This is a genomic window from Gordonia caeni (genome assembly GCF_039537105.1).
In the GTDB taxonomy this organism is placed as follows: Bacteria; Actinomycetota; Actinomycetes; order Mycobacteriales; family Mycobacteriaceae; genus Gordonia; species Gordonia caeni.
The window spans coordinates 16,429-36,493 of sequence record NZ_BAAAZW010000004.1; the positions used below are offsets into that span (position 1 = coordinate 16,429).

Below are 20,065 nucleotides of genomic sequence, written 5' to 3' on the forward strand. Positions count from 1 at the left end.
GGAGACACCATGACGACTCCGAACAGCATGGACGCACGGATCCTGGCAGCAGTGAGCAAGGAGGAGATCCGCGATGCGCTCTTCCGCTACTGCCGGGGACTCGATCGCGGTGACGCAGACCTCATGCGCTCGGCCTATCACGAGGATGCCGTCGAACATCACGGCGACTTCTACGACGGCCCCGCCCGCTCGTACTGCGACTTCGTCGTCGAGCACCTCGACACCGTCAGCGTCGCCCGGCACGAGCTCACGAATGTGATCATCGACCTCGATGGCGAGACCGCGAGATCGGAGAGCTACTTCCTGTCGATCCAGCGAATGGAGGGTCGCGAAGACGACGACTTCATCATGGGCCGCTATCTGGATCGCTTCGCGTTCCGCGACGGCCAGTGGCGAATCACCGAACGGCGCGTGGTCTTCGACTGGTCGATTCCCGTCGCCCCCAACGGCGAATCGCCGTATGCACCGTCGTTCCCGGTGGGTAAGCGCGACCGCACCGATCCGCTCTGGCAGTTGTAGGCCGGCCGTCGTATGAGACCCGCACGCGTCGACCGGATCGGGTGAGTCAGCACCACCACCCCCACCTCTCCGGTCGACGCGGGCGGGACGGAATCGGCATGATTGGCATATGCCTGCCGACGCTCGCACCGACGACAAACCCGGCTTCCTGCGGCGACTGGGCCGCCGCTACCACCATGTCCGGCACAACCATCGGCTGGGATTCGTTCTGCGCTATGTGACGATCACCGTCGGCGTGCTGGTCACCGCCGCCGGGATCGTCGCGATCCCCTACCCCGGCCCAGGATGGGCGATCGTCTTCCTCGGTCTCCTGATCCTGTCGCAGGAACTCGAGTGGGCGGCCCGGTTGCGCCACTGGATCATGTACAGGCTGAACCGGCTGTACTCCAAGTACATCGACGGGAACCTGCTGGCACAGGTGGTGCTGGGCATAGCGACCTGCGCGATCGTGATCGCGACCCTCTGGCTCACCGGCGCACTCGCTCTGGCCGGTGGATGGGTCGGTCTCGACTGGCCGTGGCTGAACTCCCCGCTGCTGTCCTGAGAGCCGGCGTACCGGGCAGAGCTACAGCACCGAGGTGACCGGCGGCCCGTCGTAGGGCTTGTCGGCGGTCCTGCGCGTGTACCGGTACAGCCAGGTGACCAGCACCGCGAAGGCGATGACGCCGACCAGCTGCGCCCAGTCGCCGTAGCCCTCGCCGATGAACGGCAGCGCCAGCGGGTCGTCCTGGCCGGAGCCGGCGACGATGCCGGCGAAGAGCACCCCGTAGAGGCTCTCGCCGACGATCAGACCGGTCGCCATCAACACGCCCAGGCGCTTCTTACGGCTGGCGTCGACCGAGTCGCGGTCGGCCCACTTGTCGTAGGCGCGGCCGATGAAAGCGCCGATCGGGATGATCAGTGTGATCGCCATCGGCAGGTACATGCCCATGCCGACCGCCAGCGGCGGAATGCGCAGCGACGTGGTGCGCTTGAGCACCTCGTCGACCAGGATCACCACGGCACCGATCGCGCCGCCGAGGAAGATCAGCCCCCAGTCGAGGTCGCCGCCGAAGACGCCCTCGGCCAGCGACGACATCAGAGCGGCCTGCGGGGCCGCAAGCGCGTCGCTGGAGGCGCCGGGAGCCCCCTGGAATCCGAAGGCGGTGTTCATCAGCTGGAGCACCGGCGGGATGACCACCGCACCGAAGGCCACACCGATGATCAGCGCGACCTGCTGCTTCCATGGGGTGGCGCCGACCAGCTGGCCGGTCTTGAGGTCCTGAAGATTGTCGTTCGAGATGGTCGCGACGCCGAAGACGACGGCCGCCGTGAACAGCGTGTAGGCGGTCATAGCGAGCGCGTCACCGGTGCCGTGCGTCATCTTGAGCAGCAGCGCCGCCAGCATCACCACCACGATGCCCACACCGGAGATCGGGCTGTTCGACGAGCCGATCAGACCCGCCATGTAACCGCAGACGGCCGCGACGACCAGTCCGATGAGCAGCACGAAGACGATGCTGACCACCAGCATGCCGCCGCTCTGGCCGGCCAGCGGCGTGCCCTGCAGGAAGTCCCACAGCAGCCAGCCGATCGGGAACATCGCCACCAGCACCGAGACGGCCACCCACTGGAACGGGATGTCGCGCTCGGTGATGTCGACCGCCATGCCGTCCTTGCGTTCGCGGGCGCTGCGCAGCGACTCGGCGATGCCGCGCGCGATCGGCAGGATCAGCGTCACCAGCGTCCACACCGCGGCCACCGCGATCGCGCCGGCACCGATGAACCGCACATCGGAACTGAAGATCGCACTGACGTCGTCGAGCAGATCACCGTCGGCCAACTGGCCCCACGACTGCTCCGGCAGCAGGATCCCGTACGAGATCACCAGGCCGACCAGCATCGCCACACCGACGCTCACACCGACCAGGTGTCCCACACCGATCAGCGCCAACGACAAGCTGGCGCCGTACATGGTGGCACCGCTGCCGATCTTGAACGCCCCGGCCACCGAACTGCTGATCACCTTGAGCGAGGCCGCCAACGAGAACCCGGCGGCGGCCAGCGAGCCGACGACGATCATCCGCATGCCGCCGCGGTTCTGCTCGGCGCCGACCTCGCTGTCGCCGACCTTGAGGACCTCGGCCGCGGCGACGCCCTCGGGATAGGGCAGATCCGAGCCGGTCACCAGGGTGCGGCGCAGGGGGATGGAATACATGACGCCGAGCAGGCCGCCGATGGCGCAGACGGCCACCGTCTCCCAGTACGGGAATCCGCTCCACCAGCCGATCATGATCAGGCCGGGCAGGACGAAGATGATCGCCGACAGGGTGCCTGCCGCCGAGGCGATGGTCTGGACGATGTTGTTCTCGACGATCGAGTGGTTCGCGAAGTACCGCAGGATCGACATGGAGATCACAGCCGCAGGAATCGCCGTGGCGAAGGTCAGTCCGACCTTCAGGCCCAGGTAGACGTTCGCGGCGGTGAAGACGAGGGTGATGAGCCCACCGAGGACCACGGCCCGCAGCGTCAGCTCCCGCATCGCCGAGCGACCCGGAGCCGCTGTACCCGTCGTCGCCATCAGTTCTCCTCCGCGTCACCGGTCGTGCTTCCCCGCCCCTTCGGTGAGGCCGGGCGTGCGGCGGTCACCGCACGAACACTCGAACAATAGTCCCCCGAGAAGGAGGTCAATGGCGCGCGTTCTCCCGCAACAGGAGCCAGATCAGATAGACACCGCCGAGCACGACGGTCACCGCGCCCACCGGCAACCGCACACCGGTGAACACATACTGCGCGATCAGGTCCGCGACGCTGAGCAACATCGCTCCGACCAGCGCCGACCCGCTGATCGTCAACGACGCTCCCCCGCCGTGCACTCGCCGCGCGATCTGCGGGGCAGCGAGCGCGATGAACGCGATCGGGCCCGCGATGGCGGTCACCACGGCCGTGTACACGACGCCGACGAGGATCAGCAGCACGCGGGTGGGTTCCACCCGCAAGCCGAGCGCCGTGGCGGTTTCGTCACCCAGTTCCAGCTGCCGAATCCGGTATCCGAGCATCGGCAACACCGGCATCAGCAGCACCGCCACCGCCGTGACCGACAGCAACGGCACCCACGCGATCGAGTTCAGCGAACCGGCACCCCAGATCGCGGCGCGCATCGCCTCGTCGAGGTCGGCTTTGACGCTGAACCACTGATTCAGCGACGACAGGACGGCCCCCACCGCGATCCCGACGATGATCAGGCGGAAGCCGTTGACCCCGCCCCGGTACGACAGCAGGAAGACCACCGCTGCCGCCACGACGCACCCGGCGACGGCCCCCGAGGCCATCAGCGCGTAGCCCGAACCGCCGAACATCAGCACCGCCACCACCCCGGTGTAGGCGCCGGAGTTCAGGCCGATCACGTCGGGACTCCCGAGCGGATTGCGGGTCAGCGATTGGAAGATCATGCCGCTCACGCCCAGGCAGGCACCGAAGATCGCCGCGGCCGCCGCGCGCCGGATCCGCCGGTCCAGGGTCAACTCCACGCGCCGACTGCCCTGACCGGTGAGCCCCTGCCACACTTCGACCGGCGTGAGCCCGTGCTTGCCGAGGATCAGTGCCAGCAGGATGCACACCAGCACGACGACGGCGATCACCAGATTCACCGCCGCCGAGCGCGGCCGGTACCGCATGCTCACCGGGCCGAGACTCAATGCTGACGGGGCGGTCATCGTCGGACTCCGAGCCGGCGCACCAGCCAGATCAGCACCGGCGCACCCACCAGTGGCGTCACCACGCCTACCGACAGCTCGTCGGGCCAGATCACCAGGCGCCCGACGATGTCGGCGGTGAGCAGCAGGACCGGGCCCAGCACCACCGCGAAGGCCATCACCCACCGCTGATCGGGTCCGACGGTCATCCGCACCGCGTGCGGGATCATCAGCCCGACGAAGGCGATCGGGCCCGCCGCGGCAGTCGCCGCACCGCACAGCAGCACCAGCCCCAGCAGCCCGGACAACCGGATCACCGCGACCCGCGCACCCACCGTGGCGGCGAGTTCGTCACCCAGCGCCAGCGCGTTCAGTGCGCGGCCGCTCGCTAGCGCCAGCACCAGCCCGACGACGATGAACGGGGCGATTGTGGCGACCGTGCCCTCCGGCCGATCGGCGATGCTGCCCACACCCCAGAAGCGCATGCGGTCGAAACGTTCGGGATCCACCAGCGACAGGCTCATCGCGATGCCGTTGAAGACCGCCGTCACCGCGACCCCGACCAGCGTCAGCCGCAGCGGTGTCGCCCCGCCCGGCGCTTTCGAAGCGATCGCCACCACCAGGACCGCACCGACCACCGCACCGACGAACCCCAGCCACAGATACTGGTCGATCCGCGTGTAGCCGAGGAAGGCGACGCCCAGTGCCACCGCCACTGCGGCGCCGGCGTTGACGCCCAGGATCCCCGGATCGGCGAGCGGATTGCGGGTCAGCGCCTGCATCAGGGCGCCGCCGACCCCCAGCGCCGCACCGACCAGCAGACCGAGCACGGTCCGCGGAAGCCGCAACTGCAGGATCGTGTTGTGGTCGATCGAACCGTCGGAGGCGGTCAGCGCCGCCCACACCGTCGACGGCGGCAGGTTGGCCGAACCGACGGCGATACTGACCGCCGCCACGACCACCAGCAGGGCGCAGGCGGCGGTGAACCACGCGAGCCTGCGGACGATCACCGAGAGTCGGCCGACACCAGCGTCAGCGCCTCGACTCCCCAGCCGAGGGGTACGGCGTCCTCGAGCCGCCAGCCCGCCGCGGCGGCCAGCGCCTCGATGTCGGCACGGGTACGCGGCCGAGCACCGGCGACTGCCACTCGCAGGAAGGCCTGTTCCGCTGCGCCGGGGCCGAGCGCGTCCGTGCCCGTCGCCTCGACCAGCACCAGCGCCGACGCCGTGGCCCGCAGCCGCGTGAGGTAATCGTGCGCCTCGTCGTCGTCGCGTGCGTCGAGCGCCAGACCACCCACCACCAGGCCGGATTCGTCCCCGGCGGCGGTGGTCGCGACGCCCGGTTCGCCTGCGGCGGCGAGCACCTCGAGCACCTGCGGCTGTTCGACGATGCGCACCGCACGCCCGTCCGCGGCGAACGCGGCGGCGAGCACTGCGGCCCCCGGTCCGACGGCCACCAGCGGATCGGTGCCGGCCAGTGCCGGCACCGTCTTCAGCGCGGGAATCAGGAAGGTCAGGCGCCCGGCCCCCTCCATCAGCTCGCCGTACTCCTCCGGATCGGCGGTCATCTGCGCGAAGTAGCTGTCGCCGCGGCGGCGACGCCAGTTCGGCTCGGCGGCGGGCAGCGCCTCCTCCAGGTCGGTCAGCAACATGACCTGGTCGGCCCACGCGCCGTCGAAGAGCTCGGCGACGTGCTCGTCGCCGAGGATCAGCTCCCCGCCCGGTCCCACGGAGATCCGGTCGCCGTCGGCGCTGAGCACGTCGGCGGCGACGAGCAGTTTCACCAGCGGATCGAGCCGGACGGCCGCGATGCCCAGCGCCGCCGACAGCTCCGCGAGGGTGCCGGCACCGGCCTCGCACCGCTGTAGCAGCCCGGTGCGCAGGGCGATCCGCACGGCGAACCACGACACGGGCGAATGCACGACGCCCGGCAGTACCGGCAGCAACTGACCGGCCGCAGGCCGAGCAGGCCGGTCGGCGTTCGCGGCGGCGGGGCCGTCGACGCGATGCCAGTAGCCGGTGATGTTCAGGTGGGACTTGGCGATCTTCCACTCCCGGGTGAGCAGGCGGCGCACCGGCAGCAGCGCGCGACTCTCCGCCCCCGCCCAGACGTAACCGGCCCCGCCGGGTCGCTCGAGTCGCTGCACGGCCTCGATCAGCGCTTTCGGAGCACCCGGCTCGGCGACCACGCAGGTCAGCGCATCCTTGGGCCCCAGGGACAGATCCGGCAGTGCGGACTCGTCGGCGACGGCGACCACCACCGTCACCGGACCGTCGACGGGCCGGTCGGTCAGGAATCGCTCGATCGCCGGCAGGCCGGTCTCGTCACCGATCAGCAGCGTCCATTGCGCGTCCTCGGGTACCAGGGTGGACGACTTCGGTCCGACGATCCACAACTCGTCCCCCGGCCGGGCGGCCGCCGCCCAGGCCTCGGCCGGTCCGCGTCCCGGTTCACCGTCCGCCGTGTGCACCACGAAGTCGAAGCTCACCTCGCCGGCATCGAGGTCGACGTCCACCGGGGTGTAGTCCCGGGTGACGCGTATCGCGGAGTCGGGCCACTCGATGCCGTTCTCCCGCTGCTGCGGCAGTGCGTCGGCGATGTCGCCGTCCGGGGCCAGCACGATCTTGACGTGGTCGTCGAAGGCTTGGCTCGCGAACGCGGGAAGCTCGAGGCCGTCGCGGGTGAAGGCGCCCAGTTCCGGTCCACCGAGTGTCACCCGGCGCATCCGGGGCGTCCGATCACCGACGCGACGCACCTCGAGCCGGCGCACCACCAGCGGCAGCGGCGTGAAACGACCACTCGCCATCGGGCTACCCCTGCTTTCCGAAGGTCTGCTCGACGATGTTCAGCAACTCCATGGCCTCGTCGAAGTCGCCGCGCTGCGCCCAGTACGGCAGGTCGTAGGCCTGGTTCTTCTCGAACGCCGGAAGCTGCGCGAAGATCGGCTTCTCCCGCAACTCGTCCACCCATGAGGCGTGGTTCTGGAAGCCGATGAGGAACAGGGTGTCCATGGTCAGGACCTGACCGACCTGTTCGGTGGAGAGCGCGAAGCTGTCGCCGCCGGCCACGTACGGCTCGAAGCCGCCGCCGGCGAACAGCGGGGCCGGACGGAAGCCGAGTTCCGCGAACTCCTTGGGCAGGCCCCGGTCTTCGACCAGCACGTAGACGCGGCCGTCGGCCATCATCGACAAGAACGCGCTCTCGCCCGGCGGGACGGTGATCGCCTCGCGCACCTCGGCGACACGTGCGTCGTAGGCCTGCACGGCGTCCCGGTACACCGCCGGTCGGTCGAAGACCTGGTCGGCGAGGAACTCGAACTGCTGCTGCCACTCGGTCTTGTCGCCGCTGACGATCACCGTCGGCGCGACCTGGGACAGCTCGTCGTAGGCTTCGGTCGCGTGCCGCAGGGGAAAGCCGATGCCGCCGGCGATGATCAGATCCGGATCCTGCGCCATGATCGCCTCGACGTCGAAGCCGTCGGCGTCCCACGGCAGCCACTCGGTGCCCTGCTCCTCGGCGTCGGACTTCCACGCCGACGCGAACTCCCCCTCGGCCTCGGTGTGCTCGGGGGTCATCGCGACCACCGGAACGTCCAGGTCGTACAGGTATCCGGCGAGGGCGTAGTTCAGCAGCACCACCCGCTCGGGGTCGGTCGGCACCTCGACGGTGCCCTGTTCGGTCTGCACCGCTCGGGTGCCGCCCGACGACTCCTCGGACGACGCGCAGGCCGCCAGTCCCAGCGTCAGGGCGACAGCCCCGAGCAGCGCTACGATTCTCGATCTCCGCATCGGCATGGATTGCCTCACTTCATGTTCCAGGGCTTGACAGCCGACGGGCCGCGACGGCGCGAACCCACAAGATAGGTAAGACTAAGCTACCTACAGAACCGACGGCCCAGGAGTCCCAACCGGACATCACCGGGCGCCCAACCGGACGTCAGGAGTGTGATGATGACCGCAGTGCCGATCAGCTTGGTCGCCAGCGACCCGGAGAACGCGCTTCGCTTCCTCGGCCATCGCGAACACTCCCATGACTGGCCGCACCTGATCTATGTGGTCGCGGGCACCGCACACCTCGACGTCGACGGCACCGCCATGACCCTGCATGCACACGAGTCGGTGTGGCTGGCCCCGGACGTGCCGCACGCCGCGCGGTACGCTCCCGGCAGCCTGGTGCTGGGCCCGATGCTGTCACCGGGCACGTCGCCGCGCGGCCGGGTCCGCCGCCTCCCACCATTGCCCGAGCTCACGCTCGTGATGACCGCGGTCCTCGGCGTCGCTCCGCAGACCGAGGAACAGATCACCGTCTTCCGGAAGCGCCTCGACGCGGTGCTCGGCGCGCTCCGGGAACCGCTGTTCCCACTGGTGATGCCGCGCCACCCGGCGGCCGCCGCGGTGGCCCGCGACTGCATCGCCTCCGACTCGCCGCTGGCCGAACTCGCCGCCGACCACGGCCTCAGCGCCCGGCAGGTCCAACGGATCTTCGTCAGCGAGACCGGCCTGCCCTTCCGCCGCTGGCGGGTCCGGGCGCGGTTGAACATCGCCGGCGAACGCCTGCACGGCGGATCCTCGGTCGGCGCGGCGGGTGCGGTGGCCGGCTACGGCACGGCTTCGGGACTGCGCAAGGCGCTGCGCCGGGAGGCCGGAATCGACGTCGCCGATCTGCGTCTGCGTCCCTCAGCGGCGAGTTGAGGCTCGGGCCTGCGGCCGCTCAGACCGCCCCTGCGGCATCGCCGTTGTCGGCCTGGTCCTGCAGGCTGCGGCGATACGACTCGAGGGCGACCAGATCGCCGAACAGCGCGTTGTAGGCGTCCGGATCGGCCCCCGGTGACATCCGGCGCAGTTTGGACTTCAGATCGGCGATCTGCTCGCCGACCCACATCTCCTGCGACCGCGCCAGCACACTCATGATGTACCTCGGCAGATTGTCCTCGCCGACGGGAATGTCCTCCACCGCCAGCTCGGTGACCAGCGGTGTGAGGGCCTGATTGTCGACCGCCTGACTGATCGCATCCACCCACGACGCCCCGGACAGGCCGCTGGCCGTCCCTCCGATGTCGGCGATCGCCTGCCGGACCAGCGCGTACGCGGGTTCGCGGAAGCAGTCCGCGGGCAGCGAGTCGAAGACGGTGCCGGCCAGCGCCGGGTACTGAATGGCCGCCTTGAGCGCCTCGCGCTGTGGCCACAGCCGGGGATCGTTGGGCAGCGGCCGCGCGGTCGGCGGCGGGGACGACCCCTCCGGCGCCTCGAAGCGGCCCGGACGACGCGCGCGGGAGTTGGCGCCGCTGCGCCCCCGGCCGCCGGCCTGCTGCCGGACCCGGCCCAGCACCTGCGCGACGTCCTCCCAGCCGACCCATCCGGCGAGCTGTCGTGCGTACTCGTCACGCAGGGCGACGTCGCGGATCCGCGCCACCACCGGCACCGTGTCGCGCAGCGCAGCCACCCTCCCCTCGGCGGTGTCCATGTCGTGCGCGGACAGCAGTGCCTTGATGGCGAACTCGAACATCGGGATGCGCTGGGCGATCAGGTCCCGCACGGCGGCATCCCCGGACTTCTCGCGCAGTTCGCACGGGTCCATGCCGTCGGGCGCCACCGCCACGAACGTCTGTCCGGCGACGGCCTGCTCGCCCTCGAAAGCCTTGAGCGCCGCGGCTTTTCCGGCCTCGTCGCCGTCGAAGGTGTAGATCACCTCGCCGCGGAAGTACGAGTCGTCCATCATCAGGCGCCGGATCAGCGCGATGTGGTCTTCACCGAAGGCGGTACCGCAGGAGGCGACCGCGGTGGGCACGCCGGCCACGTGCATGGCCATCACGTCGGTGTAGCCCTCGACGATCACCACCTGGTGCGACTTGGCGATGTCCCGTTTGGCCAGGTCGAGCCCGAACAGCACCTGAGACTTCTTGTACAGCATGGTCTCGGGGGTGTTCATGTACTTGCCGAGGTTGTCGTCGTCGAACAGTTTACGGGCCCCGAAGCCGATGACGTCGCCCGCGAGATTGCGGATCGGCCACAGCAGCCGCCGGTGGAAGCGGTCGATCGGCCCCCGGCGGCCCTGCTTGGACAGGCCGGCGGCCTCTAGCTCCTGAAACGAGAAGCCCTGCCCCAACAAGGTTTTGGTCATCGTGTCCCAGCCGGCGGGGGCGTAGCCGCAGCCGAACCGCTCGGCCGTGGCGCCGTCGAACCCGCGCGTGGTGAGGAAGTCTCTGGCCACCTTCGCATCCGGGGTGCGCAACTGCTCGGCGTAGTACCGCTGTGCCGCGGCGTTGGCGGCCACCAGCCGCGCGCGGGTGCCGCGATCGCGGGTGACGGCGGTGCCGCCGCCCTCGTAGTTGATCCGGTAACCGATCCGGTCGGCCAGATCCTCCACGGCTTCGACGAAGCTGACGTGTTCCTGCTTCTGCAGAAAGGTGTAGACGTCCCCGCCCTCACCGCAGCCGAAGCAGTGGAAGTGCCCGTGGTTGGGCCGGACGTGGAACGACGGCGACTTCTCGTCGTGGAACGGGCACAGCCCCTTCATGCTGTCGGCGCCGGCCCGCCGCAGGGCGACGTAGTCGCCGACGACGTCCTCGATGCGCGTCTGCTCACGGATGGCCGTGATATCGCGATCGGGGATTCTGCCTGGCACCAGCCCAGTCTAGCCAGCATTGAGCCCGGGCCGATTCCGCACGTGCACAGCTTGTCGGACCGCCGTCCTACAGTGGCGAACGTATCGAACACCTGAGCGATACATCGGACTCGACAAGGAGAGCGCCATGTGTGAATTCGACCCCCGTTGCGACGGTTCCGACGGCATCGTGAGCAACGCCCTCGACCAGATCTCCGCCGGCCGCTGGGCGGTGACCGGGGTGTACGGCGACGAGATCGGCCCGCCCGTGGCCTACACGACCGGACTGACCGAGTTCTCCCGCCCCGAGCTGCTGATCACCGGTCTCGACCCGACGCTGGCCTGCGGAATCCTCAATCGTGCCGCCGAGCTGGTGATCGCCGACGAGCACTTCCTCGACGCCCCGCGCCTGGACGGAGTGCTGCAACCGCCCTACCGGCTCGCCGCGCTGCCCGCCGTGGACACCGCCGACCTCTCGGTGACCCGCCTGCTCTACGGGCCGGACGTGCCCGCCGTTCAGCTGATCTGGCCCGACGCCGACCAGCGCCTCCCGTGGGAGCACGGATACGCGCATCCCGCCGACGCCCAGCCGCTGTCGGGTCTGCCGTACCACGACGTCGCCTGAGCCGGCTGTCGTACCCGTCGCGCCGGTGTAAGCCGGTGTAAGCCGCACGACAGCCGCCGCGCGCAGACTCGTCGGCATGACTGAAACCAACCTCATCGACCCGCCCCGCCAGGCCCCGGCGTCGGCGCCGACGGATCTTGCGATCGACGCCCACGGCCTGGTGAAGCACTTCGGTGCCACCAAAGCGGTGAACGGCGTCGACCTGTCCGTTCCAGCCGGCTCCGTCTACGGGGTCCTGGGCCCCAACGGCGCCGGAAAGACCACCGTAATCAGCATGCTCGCGACACTGTTGCGGCCGGACGCCGGGCACGCCGAGATCTTCGGCTACGACGTCGTCGAGGACGCCGTGGCCGTCCGTTCGCTGATCGGTGTCACCGGCCAGTACGCGTCGGTGGACGAAGACCTGACCGCGCGCCAGAATCTGCGGCTCTTCGCCCGTCTGCTGGGCCTGTCGCGCGCGGCCGGCAGCGACCGCGCCGACGAACTGTTGCACGACTTCGCCCTCGAGGAAGCCGCCGACCGTCCCCTCAAGGAGTTCTCCGGCGGCATGCGGCGCCGCCTGGACCTGGCCGCCAGCCTGGTCGACACCCCTCCGCTGATCTTCCTCGACGAGCCCACCACCGGCCTGGATCCGCGCACCCGCGCGCAGATGTGGACCACCATCCGGAAGCTGGTCGCCGCCGGCTCGACGGTGCTGCTCACCACGCAGTACCTCGACGAGGCCGATCAGCTCGCCGACCGGATCGCGGTGATCGACCGCGGCCTGGTGGTCGCCGAGGGCACCGCCGACCAGCTCAAGCAGTCCGTCGGGTCGGGAACCCTGCAGTTGACGCCGGCCGACCGCGCCGACGTCGGCGCGGTGGCCCGGATCGCCGCGGCCACGCTCTCCGAGACCGCGGTGCCCTCCCCCGAGGCCGGCCGCGTCACCGTCCCGCTCCACCAGCCCGACCTGGTGCCCGACGTCCTGCTCGCCCTGCGTGAGGCGGGGATCTCCCTCGACGAGATCAACGTCCAGCGCCCGACCCTCGACGAGGTCTTCTTGACCATCACCGGCGACGGCCCCGGCCGGTCGAACCCCACCACCGACGACCCGCAGGAGGCCTGATCATGACGACCACCACCCCGAACCCCGCCACTGCCGTGTCCGCTGCGCAGCCGAACTCCGAGAACCGCTCGGCCGTCGCCGTCACCGATGTCCGCGTCGACGCCAAACGGTCGATCGGCCTGGCTGAGACGGTCCGACAGTCGTTCGCCATGGGCTACCGCGGGCTGCTGAAGATCCGGCACAACCCGGAACAGCTCCTCGACGTGACGTTCATGCCGATCATCTTCACGCTGCTGTTCACCTTCATCTTCGGCGGCGCGATCAGCGGCGACGTGCACAACTATCTGCCCGTGATCATCCCGGGCATCCTGGTGCAGACCGTGATCATGACGTCCATCGTCACCGGCACCCAGCTGCGCGAGGACATGGAGAAGGGCGTCTTCGACCGCTTCCGGTCCCTGCCGATCGCCCGCATCAGTCCGCTGGCCGGCGCCCTGCTCGCCGATGTCGTCCGCTACCTGATCGCCTCGGTGATCACCTTCGGCGTCGGTATCGCCATCGGCTGGCGCCCCAGCCTCCTCGGCGCCGTCGGCAGCGTCCTTCTGGTCCTGGTCTGCTCGTTCGCGGTGTCGTGGATCTTCGCGCTGATGGGCTGCCTGCTGAAGAAGTCCTCGGCGGTACAGGGCATCTCCATGCTGATCATGTTCCCGCTGACCTTCGCCTCGAACGCCTTCGTCCCGGTCGAGACCATGCCCGGCTGGCTGCAGGCCTTCGTCAAGGTGAATCCGATCAGCCAGTTGGTCACCGCGGTCCGTGAGCTCTGCGGAAGCGGCCACGCCGGTATGGCAGTGGTCTGGAGCCTGGTCGGCGCCGTGGCGATCACCGCGGTCTTCGCCCCCCTGGCGGTCGCCGCGTACATCCGCGAAGCCCGCTGATCGGCCCGGGTCCGGGCACTACCGGACGGGCTCGCCGAAACGCTGTTCCAGCAGGCCGGCGATCTCCTCCATCAGCCGGCGGCGCGACGACGCTTCGGTGTGCCGCACGATCGACTCCCACGTCCGATCGTCGACACCGGAGAACGAGCGCCGCCGGCGCAGTGCATCGTCGATCGCCGGGTAGTCCCGCCGCACCCGGAACCGGTCGGCACTCGCCAGCAGCAGCGCACCCTGATACGCCGTCTCCGGCTCCCGGGACAGCAGCAGTCCCACGGCCAGCGTCGACGATCCGATCTGCGGGATGTCACGCCACATCTGATTGGCGATCGACGCGCACAATCCCTGAGCGAGGGCGGGCAACCAGGTTTGCGCGTGCCCGCCATGACCGGCCAGAGCCAGACCGCACACGGTGCTGGCCAGCAGGACGTTGACTCCCGGGTCGGACCGATGAGGTCGGTAGTCGGCCAGAAGCAGCTCGGCGGCCCCGCGCCACAGGTCGGTGGCCTCGGCGCCTTGCGCAGTACGCAACGAAGCCCAGCAGATCGCCTGCGAGGCGACCGATTCCGGATCTCCCTGCGGCAGCGGCCCGTCGGGATCGAATTCGCACACCGACTCCAGCAGGCGTTCGGCGCCGATGAGATCACCGGTGGCGACCAGCACGATCGCCAGGAAGTACCGGGCCTGCACGGCGTCGTCGGTGGCGCCCATTCCGTCCAGCCCGTCCACAGCGGCCTGGAAGTGGGGAATCGACTGCGCCCATTGCCCTTGCTGACTGTGCAGGCTGCCGGTGCTGAGCTGATTCATCGCCCGGATCCACGGGTCACGCGCACCGGCGGCGCCCAGGCGTGCACCGTCGCGCATGGCGCCGACCAGGTTGCCCGCATTCTCCCGGACGTTGGTACGCAGTCCCAGAGCCAGCAGGCCGACATCGCCTCCACTGTGATCGGCCGCCCGCTCCAGCAGCCGTATCCGTGCGATTCCGTTGTGCGCCACCGCCAGTCCACTGAGGAAGTCAGCGGGGCGCTCCATCGTCAGCTCGGGCCGGTGCAGGCGGCGGAGGGTGGCCCGCGCGTGCGCGATCCTTCGGGTGGACTCCTGCATGAGCATCGGGACGCCCGCCGCGATCACCGTCAGCTGCCAGCGTTCGCGCGATGCCTCGTCCAGGTGTTCCGGCGGGGTGCCCAGTGTCTCCAGAATCCGTCCGCCCCACGCACCGATCTCGGCGTGCAGCCCGCGCACGGACCACCACGCCGCCAGGACCGGAAAGAGGTGCACCACGGTGTCGATGTCCGCCGGCTCTGCCGCCAGCGCCAGTCGTAGCACCCACACCAGGTTCTCGACGTCGGCGGTCACCGATTCGACGAGGCCGCGATCGACGGCCTCGTCGACCTGCCGGCGAAGACGTTCGCACAGTGCGCACGCCCACGCGACCATGGCTGCGTTCACCGCCGCGGACTCGGCATCGTCGGCCGCGAGCCGCTCCTCACCGAACTCGCGGACCATCTCCATCATCCGGTAGCGCACGCGCGGTCCGTCGTCGATCACCTGCAACAACGACTGATTGACCAGCGCGGTCAGAGCGTCGTCGAGCTCGGCTCCGTCCACACCACCGGTCAGGGCGGCCGCCGACGCGTCGAAGCCTCCCGCGAATCGGCAGGTCCGCGTCATCAGCCGCTGCGCCGCGGGGGTCAGCAGATCCCAGCTCCACTCGATCACCGCGTGCAGCGTGCGATGGCGGTCCGGCGCGGTACGGTCGGTGGACCGCAGCAGGGTGAATCGTTCGACCAGGCGGGCGGTGATCTCCTCGACGCTCATGGTGCGGATGCGCGCCGCGGCCAGCTCGATCGCCAACGGCAGGCCGTCCAGGTACTCGCACAGTTCGGCGACCCGCTGCCGGTCCAGAGGCGCCGACTCGCGCACCGCGCGGGCGCGCTGCAGGAACAGCTCTACCGCCGGAGCGCTGCCGTCGGTCGCCAGCACCGGCAGCTGGTAGGTCTGTTCGGCCGCGATCATCAGCGGTGATCGGCTGGTGATCAGGACGGTCAGTTCCCCGGCGGCGGCGACCAACTCGTCGACGAGTCGTGCGGTGCCGTCGATCACCTGCTCACAGTTGTCCAGGATCATCACCGACCGGCGGCCGGCGACCGCCTCGGCCAGCAGCGCGGTGATCTCGCTGACCGTGGTCCGCAGGCGCCCGGTCCCGGAGACGTCGGCCTCACCCACGCCCAGGGCTCCGGCGAGAGCGGCGGCGACGTCGTCGTCGTTGCGGACCGAAGCCAGCGGCACCCACCAGACGGTGTCGCCGCGGCTCTCCGCCCGCAGGCCGGCTGCGTTGGCGATCCGGGTCTTGCCGATACCGCCCGGTCCGAGCACGGTGACGACACGGTGTTCGCCCAGCAGCCGCTCGATCGCGGTCACGTCGTCGTCGCGGCCGATGAGCGGGGTGGCTTCCGCGCGCAGCCCGCTCGGGCGCGGCGGCGGTCGGCGGACCGGGGACGCCGCCGGCGTGGTGAGCAGTTCGGTGTTCAGCGCGGTGATCTCGGGGCCGGGGTCGATGCCCAGTTCTGCCGCGAGCGTGCGGCGGAGTGTCGCGAACACCGCGAGGGCCTCGGCCCGGTGCCCCTGTCCGGCGAGCGCCCGCATCAGCAGCAGGTGGGCGTCTTCGGCCAGCGGGTCGGCGGCACACCGGGCCTCGGCGACGGCTCGGGCGGTGTCGTAATCGCCACCGGCCAGCGCGTCGTGCGCCCACCGCTGGTCGATACGGTGCGCCAGCGAATCAGTGCGGACCCGGAGTTCGCGCGCCACCTCGCTGTCGGCGCCCAGACCGTCGCCGGGGACGCCGCGCCAGAGGGACCGTGCATGCGCCGTGGAGTCCGGATCGGCAGCGCCCACCAGCCGTTCGGCCCGCGCGAGGTCGCTGTCGGCACCGTCGAGCCGGTAGCCGCCGCCGCTGCCGGTGATCTCCGCGGCGCCGAGGTGGCGGCGCAGTCGGGAGATCTGGGTGTGCAGAGCCGAATGCGGCGACCGGGGCGGCTCGCCCTCCCAGACGTCGTCGATCAGCCGGTCGGCCGATCGCACTGCGCCGCCGGCCAGAACGAGTGACGTCAGGAGCCGTTGCGCACGGATCCCCGGTACCGACTGGCCGTCCACCTCCACCGGACCGAGCACGCCGATCATCGCCGGTCCGCGATCGTCGGATGCCACTTCCGCCATTCCGTCAGCCTAACCAGTCCCGCCTGTGGAAAGCGTGCTGCACGACGTCCGAGGCCGCCGATACCCTGGGCCTCGATGATCACCCGGAGCTGGACGTCGACGCAGGCCGAGCAGGCGCTCGCGCACCTTCCCCTGCCCGACGTCCATCGCGGCCGCGGCTACGCCGAACAGAACCGGATCAGCGGCGTCGAGTGGACGTCGCCGACGGTGCTGCGCGGCACCTGTCGCGGGTCGGGGCGCAACCGCTATCAGAGCACCGTGACGCTGGTGCTGGAACACGGCCGCGTGGTCGACACCTACGGGGTCTGCTCGTGTCCGGTGGCCTCGGACTGCAAGCACTGCGCCGCCCTCGTCCTGGCCGCGGTGAATCCGGCGACGACGGCCTCGCCCTGGCGCGCGCTGGTGGACGAGCTCACCGCCGCCGCCCCGGCGCCTGCGACGGTGCAGCAGTCGCGGCCGGTGGGGCTCGAGTTCCAGGTCCGGACCACGCCGGGAGGCGGCCCTGCTGTCAGCATCCGCCCGATGGTGCGGCAGCCGGACGAGCAGTGGACGCCGCATCTGCCGTGGACGGTGGCCCTGGAAGGCAGCGGCGACGGCTACGACCCCGCCGGTTTCGACGGGGTCAGCGCGATCGCCGCCCTCTTCGCGCCCGGTGGAGCGCGCCGTTTCCGCGGCGCGGCGCGGCTGCCCGCGACCCTGCAGCCGGCCATGGCGCCGGCCGCGTTTTGGAAGGTGCTGCGCACGGCCGTCGACGCCGGACTGCCGCTGCTGGCCGATGGTGAGGCCGACACCGTCGACCTGACCGACCGGCTGGCGCTCGCCTACCGGATCGAACCGCACGACGAAGGCGCTCACCTGTCGGCGCGGGTCACCCTCGACGGCAGCGCCGTCGAGGACGAGCACGTCGCGGTGTTCGGAGACCCGGTGACCGGCGCCGCGGTGGTGCGCGACCGCACCCTGTGCATCGGTCCGCTGGGCACCGTCACTCCGCTGGAGTCGGCGTTGCTGACCGGCGAACCGATCGACGTCCCCACCGCCGATTACGAGGATTTCGCCGCCGCGCTGCCGGCGCTCGCCGCCCACCGTACTGTGGAGATCCCCGAGCGGGGCCTGCAGCCGCCCGTGGTCTCCGATCCGTTTCCGCTGCTCACCATCGAGGTCGAGGACTTCGGTTCACGCACGCGCTGGCGCACCGCCTATCTGGTCGACGGCCGCCGGCGCGACTTCGATCCGGACATCCCCGAGGAGAGTGCCGGTTTCCGCGACGGCACCGCAGAGACGACGATGTGGCAGCGAGCCCGCCCCGAACTGGAACTGTTCTGCATGGGCAACAGCCGGTGGTCCGACGCGCAGGCCGCATACCTGCACGCCCTGGCGCGTCAGCAGTTCCCGCGGTCGCCGCGAGTTCGGGCGTCCTGGTCGGCGATGTCGCCGCCGACCGTGGAGCAGGCCGCGACCGACGAACTGCTGATCCCGCTCGGACTCGATCTGACCGACACCGCGATCCTCTGCGGCGAGCTGGTCGGGCGGATCACCGCACCGGGGCTGATCCAGGTCGAGATCACCGGTGTGGCAAAGCAATTCACCAAGGTCACCGATCCCGAACTGCACTTCGGCACCACCGGTGCTCACGAGTGGCTCGACCTGAACATCGAGATCGAGGTGGACGGGGAACTGATCCCGATCTCCTGGGTGATCGAGGATCTGGTCCTGGGCAAGACGCACAAGGTCCTGCCCAACGGCACCTACTTCGATCTCCTCACTCCCGAACTGGAGCGGCTGCGGGATCTGCTCGAAGAAGCTCGGCTGATGGGCGATCTGGAGGGCTCCAGGATCTCCACCGACCACCCCAACGCCACCATGTGGGAGGAATTGCTCAGTCTGGGTGTGGTGGACGAGCAACTCGCCGAATGGCAGGCGCGCGTACAGCAGCTCGCACGGGCGCGGCCACCGGAGCCGGTCGAGGTGCCCGAGACCCTCGAGGCCACCCTCCGCGGCTACCAGCACGACGGGCTGAACTGGCTGAGCTTCCTGTGGGACAACCGGATCGGCGGGATCCTGGCCGACGACATGGGGCTGGGCAAGACCGTGCAGACCCTGGCGCTGATCACCCGTGCCGCGCAGGCCGATCCCGCGGCGCGGTTCCTGGTGGTGGCGCCGACCAGCGTGATCGGCAACTGGGTGGCCGAGACGCAGCGCTTCGCGCCGTCGCTGACCGTCGCCGCTGTCACGTCCACGCAGAAGCGCGCCGGTGTGCCGCTGGCCGAGCAGATCGGCGCGGCGAACATCGTGGTCACCTCGTACACGCTGCTCCGCATCGACTACCCGGTCTTCGCCGAGATCGGCTGGGACGGAGCGGTGTTCGACGAGGCGCAGTTCCTCAAGAACCACAACGCCAAAACCCACCAGGCGGCGCGGAGGCTGCCGGCGCCGTTCAAGCTCGCGATCACCGGCACTCCGATGGAGAACAACGTGATGGAGCTGTGGTCGCTCATCTCGCTGGTGGCGCCCGGCCTGTACGGGAGCCCGAAGACGTTCAAGGAGCACTTCGCGGCCCCCATCGAGTCCGGAAACGACCCCGATCGGCTGTCGGTGCTCCGGCGGCGCCTCAAACCGATCATGTTGCGGCGCACCAAAGACCAGGTCGCCGACGATCTTCCGCCCAAGCAGGAGTCGGTGGTCGCACTCGATCTGGATCCCGGACACCGCAAGATCTACGACGTCTTCCTGGCCCGCGAACGCCAGAAGGTCCTCGGGCTGCTGGAGAACTGGGAGGACAACCGCGTCCAGATCCTGCAGGCGCTGACGCGCATGCGCCAGCTCAGCCTCCACCCCGGACTGGTCGACGACGCGCACACCTCGGTCTCGTCCACCAAGATCGACTACCTGGCCGAGCGCCTGCCGGTGCTGATCGACGAGGGACACAGCGCACTGATCTTCAGCAGCTTCACCGGCTTCCTGCAGCTGATCGCGGACTCGCTCACCGGCCTCGGTATCCCGTTCAGCTATCTCGACGGGTCGATGCCGGCACGCAAACGCCAGCAGGAGATCGACAGGTTCACCCGGGCCGGCCGCGACAGAACTTCGGCGCTTTCAGCGACCGCCGAGGTCGGTGAAAGCACCAAAGTGTTTCTGATCAGCCTCAAGGCAGGCGGTTTCGGGCTGAACCTGACCGCGGCCGACTACTGCTTCGTGGCCGATCCCTGGTGGAACCCGGCCAGCGAGGCGCAGGCCGTCGACCGCGCCCACCGGATCGGCCAGGATCGTCCGGTCACCGTCTACCGCCTGGTCTCCACCGGCACCATCGAGGAGAAGGTGGTCGAGCTCCAGGACCGCAAGCGTGCGCTGTTCGACGCGCTCATCGACGACGGTGAGCAGTTCAGCGGCAAGCTGACCGCCGACGACGTCCGCCGCCTCGTCACCGACGACTGACTCGCTCGGCGTCTGTGCC

14 protein-coding genes are annotated in these 20,065 nt (G+C 69.8%); 7 read left to right on the top strand and 7 right to left on the bottom strand.

Features of this window, described 5'->3' with window-relative positions; translation table 11 throughout:
- The first annotated feature begins 9 nt into the window (after positions 1–9).
- Both ABD732_RS07115 and ABD732_RS07120 read left to right on the top strand, forming a co-directional pair.
- Positions 10–519, top strand: a complete 510-nt coding sequence (locus tag ABD732_RS07115; RefSeq protein ID WP_344782069.1) for a nuclear transport factor 2 family protein — start codon at positions 10–12, stop codon at positions 517–519.
- Between the two features lie 109 nt (positions 520–628).
- On the top strand, positions 629–1,063 hold the full coding sequence (locus tag ABD732_RS07120; RefSeq protein WP_344782071.1) for a TIGR02611 family protein: 435 nt from the start codon (positions 629–631) through the stop codon (positions 1,061–1,063).
- 21 nt (positions 1,064–1,084) lie between these two features.
- On the opposite strand, the gene ABD732_RS07125 is transcribed toward ABD732_RS07120, so the two are convergent.
- The 5 genes from ABD732_RS07125 to ABD732_RS07145 all read right to left on the bottom strand — a co-directional run bounded on the left by ABD732_RS07125 (position 1,085) and on the right by ABD732_RS07145 (position 7,981).
- The gene (locus tag ABD732_RS07125; RefSeq protein WP_344782073.1) at positions 1,085–3,079 is read right to left on the bottom strand and encodes an OPT family oligopeptide transporter; all 1,995 of its coding nucleotides are present in this window, start codon (positions 3,077–3,079) and stop codon (positions 1,085–1,087) included.
- 106 nt (positions 3,080–3,185) lie between these two features.
- The gene (locus ABD732_RS07130; RefSeq protein WP_344782075.1) at positions 3,186–4,214 is read right to left on the bottom strand and encodes a FecCD family ABC transporter permease; all 1,029 of its coding nucleotides are present in this window, start codon (positions 4,212–4,214) and stop codon (positions 3,186–3,188) included.
- Positions 4,211–5,203, bottom strand: a complete 993-nt coding sequence (locus tag ABD732_RS07135) for an iron chelate uptake ABC transporter family permease subunit (RefSeq protein WP_344782077.1) — start codon at positions 5,201–5,203, stop codon at positions 4,211–4,213. The genes ABD732_RS07130 and ABD732_RS07135 overlap by 4 nt, the downstream gene beginning before the upstream one ends.
- Positions 5,200–6,999: a siderophore-interacting protein gene (locus ABD732_RS07140; RefSeq protein WP_344782079.1), complete on the bottom strand. Its 1,800-nt coding sequence runs from the start codon at positions 6,997–6,999 to the stop codon at positions 5,200–5,202. Before ABD732_RS07140 ends, ABD732_RS07135 begins: the two co-directional genes overlap by 4 nt.
- Positions 7,000–7,003: 4 nt before the next feature.
- Positions 7,004–7,981, bottom strand: coding sequence for an ABC transporter substrate-binding protein (locus tag ABD732_RS07145; RefSeq protein ID WP_344782081.1), 978 nt, complete (start codon positions 7,979–7,981; stop codon positions 7,004–7,006).
- A 162-nt stretch (positions 7,982–8,143) separates the two neighbouring features.
- Between ABD732_RS07145 and ABD732_RS07150 the strand changes: the two genes are divergently transcribed.
- Entirely contained in the window at positions 8,144–8,884 is a 741-nt protein-coding gene (locus ABD732_RS07150; protein ID WP_344782083.1) for a helix-turn-helix domain-containing protein, read from the top strand.
- A gap of 19 nt (positions 8,885–8,903) precedes the next feature.
- Here ABD732_RS07150 and dnaG read toward each other — a convergent pair whose 3' ends face one another.
- Entirely contained in the window at positions 8,904–10,817 is a 1,914-nt protein-coding gene (gene dnaG, locus ABD732_RS07155; RefSeq protein ID WP_344782085.1) for a DNA primase, read from the bottom strand.
- 127 nt (positions 10,818–10,944) lie between these two features.
- Here dnaG and ABD732_RS07160 point away from each other — a divergent pair, with 127 nt between their 5' ends.
- The 3 genes from ABD732_RS07160 to ABD732_RS07170 all read left to right on the top strand — a co-directional run bounded on the left by ABD732_RS07160 (position 10,945) and on the right by ABD732_RS07170 (position 13,401).
- On the top strand, positions 10,945–11,421 hold the full coding sequence (locus ABD732_RS07160; protein ID WP_344782086.1) for a DUF4262 domain-containing protein: 477 nt from the start codon (positions 10,945–10,947) through the stop codon (positions 11,419–11,421).
- A 76-nt stretch (positions 11,422–11,497) separates the two neighbouring features.
- On the top strand, positions 11,498–12,526 hold the full coding sequence (locus tag ABD732_RS07165; protein ID WP_344782088.1) for an ATP-binding cassette domain-containing protein: 1,029 nt from the start codon (positions 11,498–11,500) through the stop codon (positions 12,524–12,526).
- 2 nt (positions 12,527–12,528) lie between these two features.
- Positions 12,529–13,401, top strand: coding sequence for an ABC transporter permease (locus ABD732_RS07170; protein WP_344782090.1), 873 nt, complete (start codon positions 12,529–12,531; stop codon positions 13,399–13,401).
- Between the two features lie 18 nt (positions 13,402–13,419).
- Here ABD732_RS07170 and ABD732_RS07175 read toward each other — a convergent pair whose 3' ends face one another.
- A complete protein-coding gene (locus ABD732_RS07175) occupies positions 13,420–16,614 on the bottom strand; it encodes an AfsR/SARP family transcriptional regulator (protein ID WP_344782092.1) in 3,195 nt (1,064 codons plus the stop codon).
- 75 nt (positions 16,615–16,689) lie between these two features.
- Here ABD732_RS07175 and ABD732_RS07180 point away from each other — a divergent pair, with 75 nt between their 5' ends.
- Complete coding sequence (locus ABD732_RS07180) at positions 16,690–20,046, top strand: DEAD/DEAH box helicase (protein ID WP_344782094.1); 3,357 nt, start codon at positions 16,690–16,692, stop codon at positions 20,044–20,046.
- The last annotated feature ends 19 nt before the right edge of the window (positions 20,047–20,065 follow it).

Coding starts and splice junctions, on each gene's coding strand:
- ABD732_RS07180 (WP_344782094.1), top strand. CDS start 16,690: ATGATCACCCGGAGCTGGACGTCGACGCAGGCCGAGCAGGCGCTCGCG.
- ABD732_RS07115 (WP_344782069.1), top strand. CDS start 10: ATGACGACTCCGAACAGCATGGACGCACGGATCCTGGCAGCAGTGAGC.
- ABD732_RS07175 (WP_344782092.1), bottom strand. CDS start 16,614: ATGGCGGAAGTGGCATCCGACGATCGCGGACCGGCGATGATCGGCGTG.
- ABD732_RS07130 (WP_344782075.1), bottom strand. CDS start 4,214: ATGACCGCCCCGTCAGCATTGAGTCTCGGCCCGGTGAGCATGCGGTAC.
- ABD732_RS07150 (WP_344782083.1), top strand. CDS start 8,144: ATGACCGCAGTGCCGATCAGCTTGGTCGCCAGCGACCCGGAGAACGCG.
- ABD732_RS07165 (WP_344782088.1), top strand. CDS start 11,498: ATGACTGAAACCAACCTCATCGACCCGCCCCGCCAGGCCCCGGCGTCG.
- ABD732_RS07140 (WP_344782079.1), bottom strand. CDS start 6,999: ATGGCGAGTGGTCGTTTCACGCCGCTGCCGCTGGTGGTGCGCCGGCTC.
- ABD732_RS07120 (WP_344782071.1), top strand. CDS start 629: ATGCCTGCCGACGCTCGCACCGACGACAAACCCGGCTTCCTGCGGCGA.
- ABD732_RS07160 (WP_344782086.1), top strand. CDS start 10,945: ATGTGTGAATTCGACCCCCGTTGCGACGGTTCCGACGGCATCGTGAGC.
- ABD732_RS07145 (WP_344782081.1), bottom strand. CDS start 7,981: ATGCGGAGATCGAGAATCGTAGCGCTGCTCGGGGCTGTCGCCCTGACG.
- ABD732_RS07125 (WP_344782073.1), bottom strand. CDS start 3,079: ATGGCGACGACGGGTACAGCGGCTCCGGGTCGCTCGGCGATGCGGGAG.
- ABD732_RS07170 (WP_344782090.1), top strand. CDS start 12,529: ATGACGACCACCACCCCGAACCCCGCCACTGCCGTGTCCGCTGCGCAG.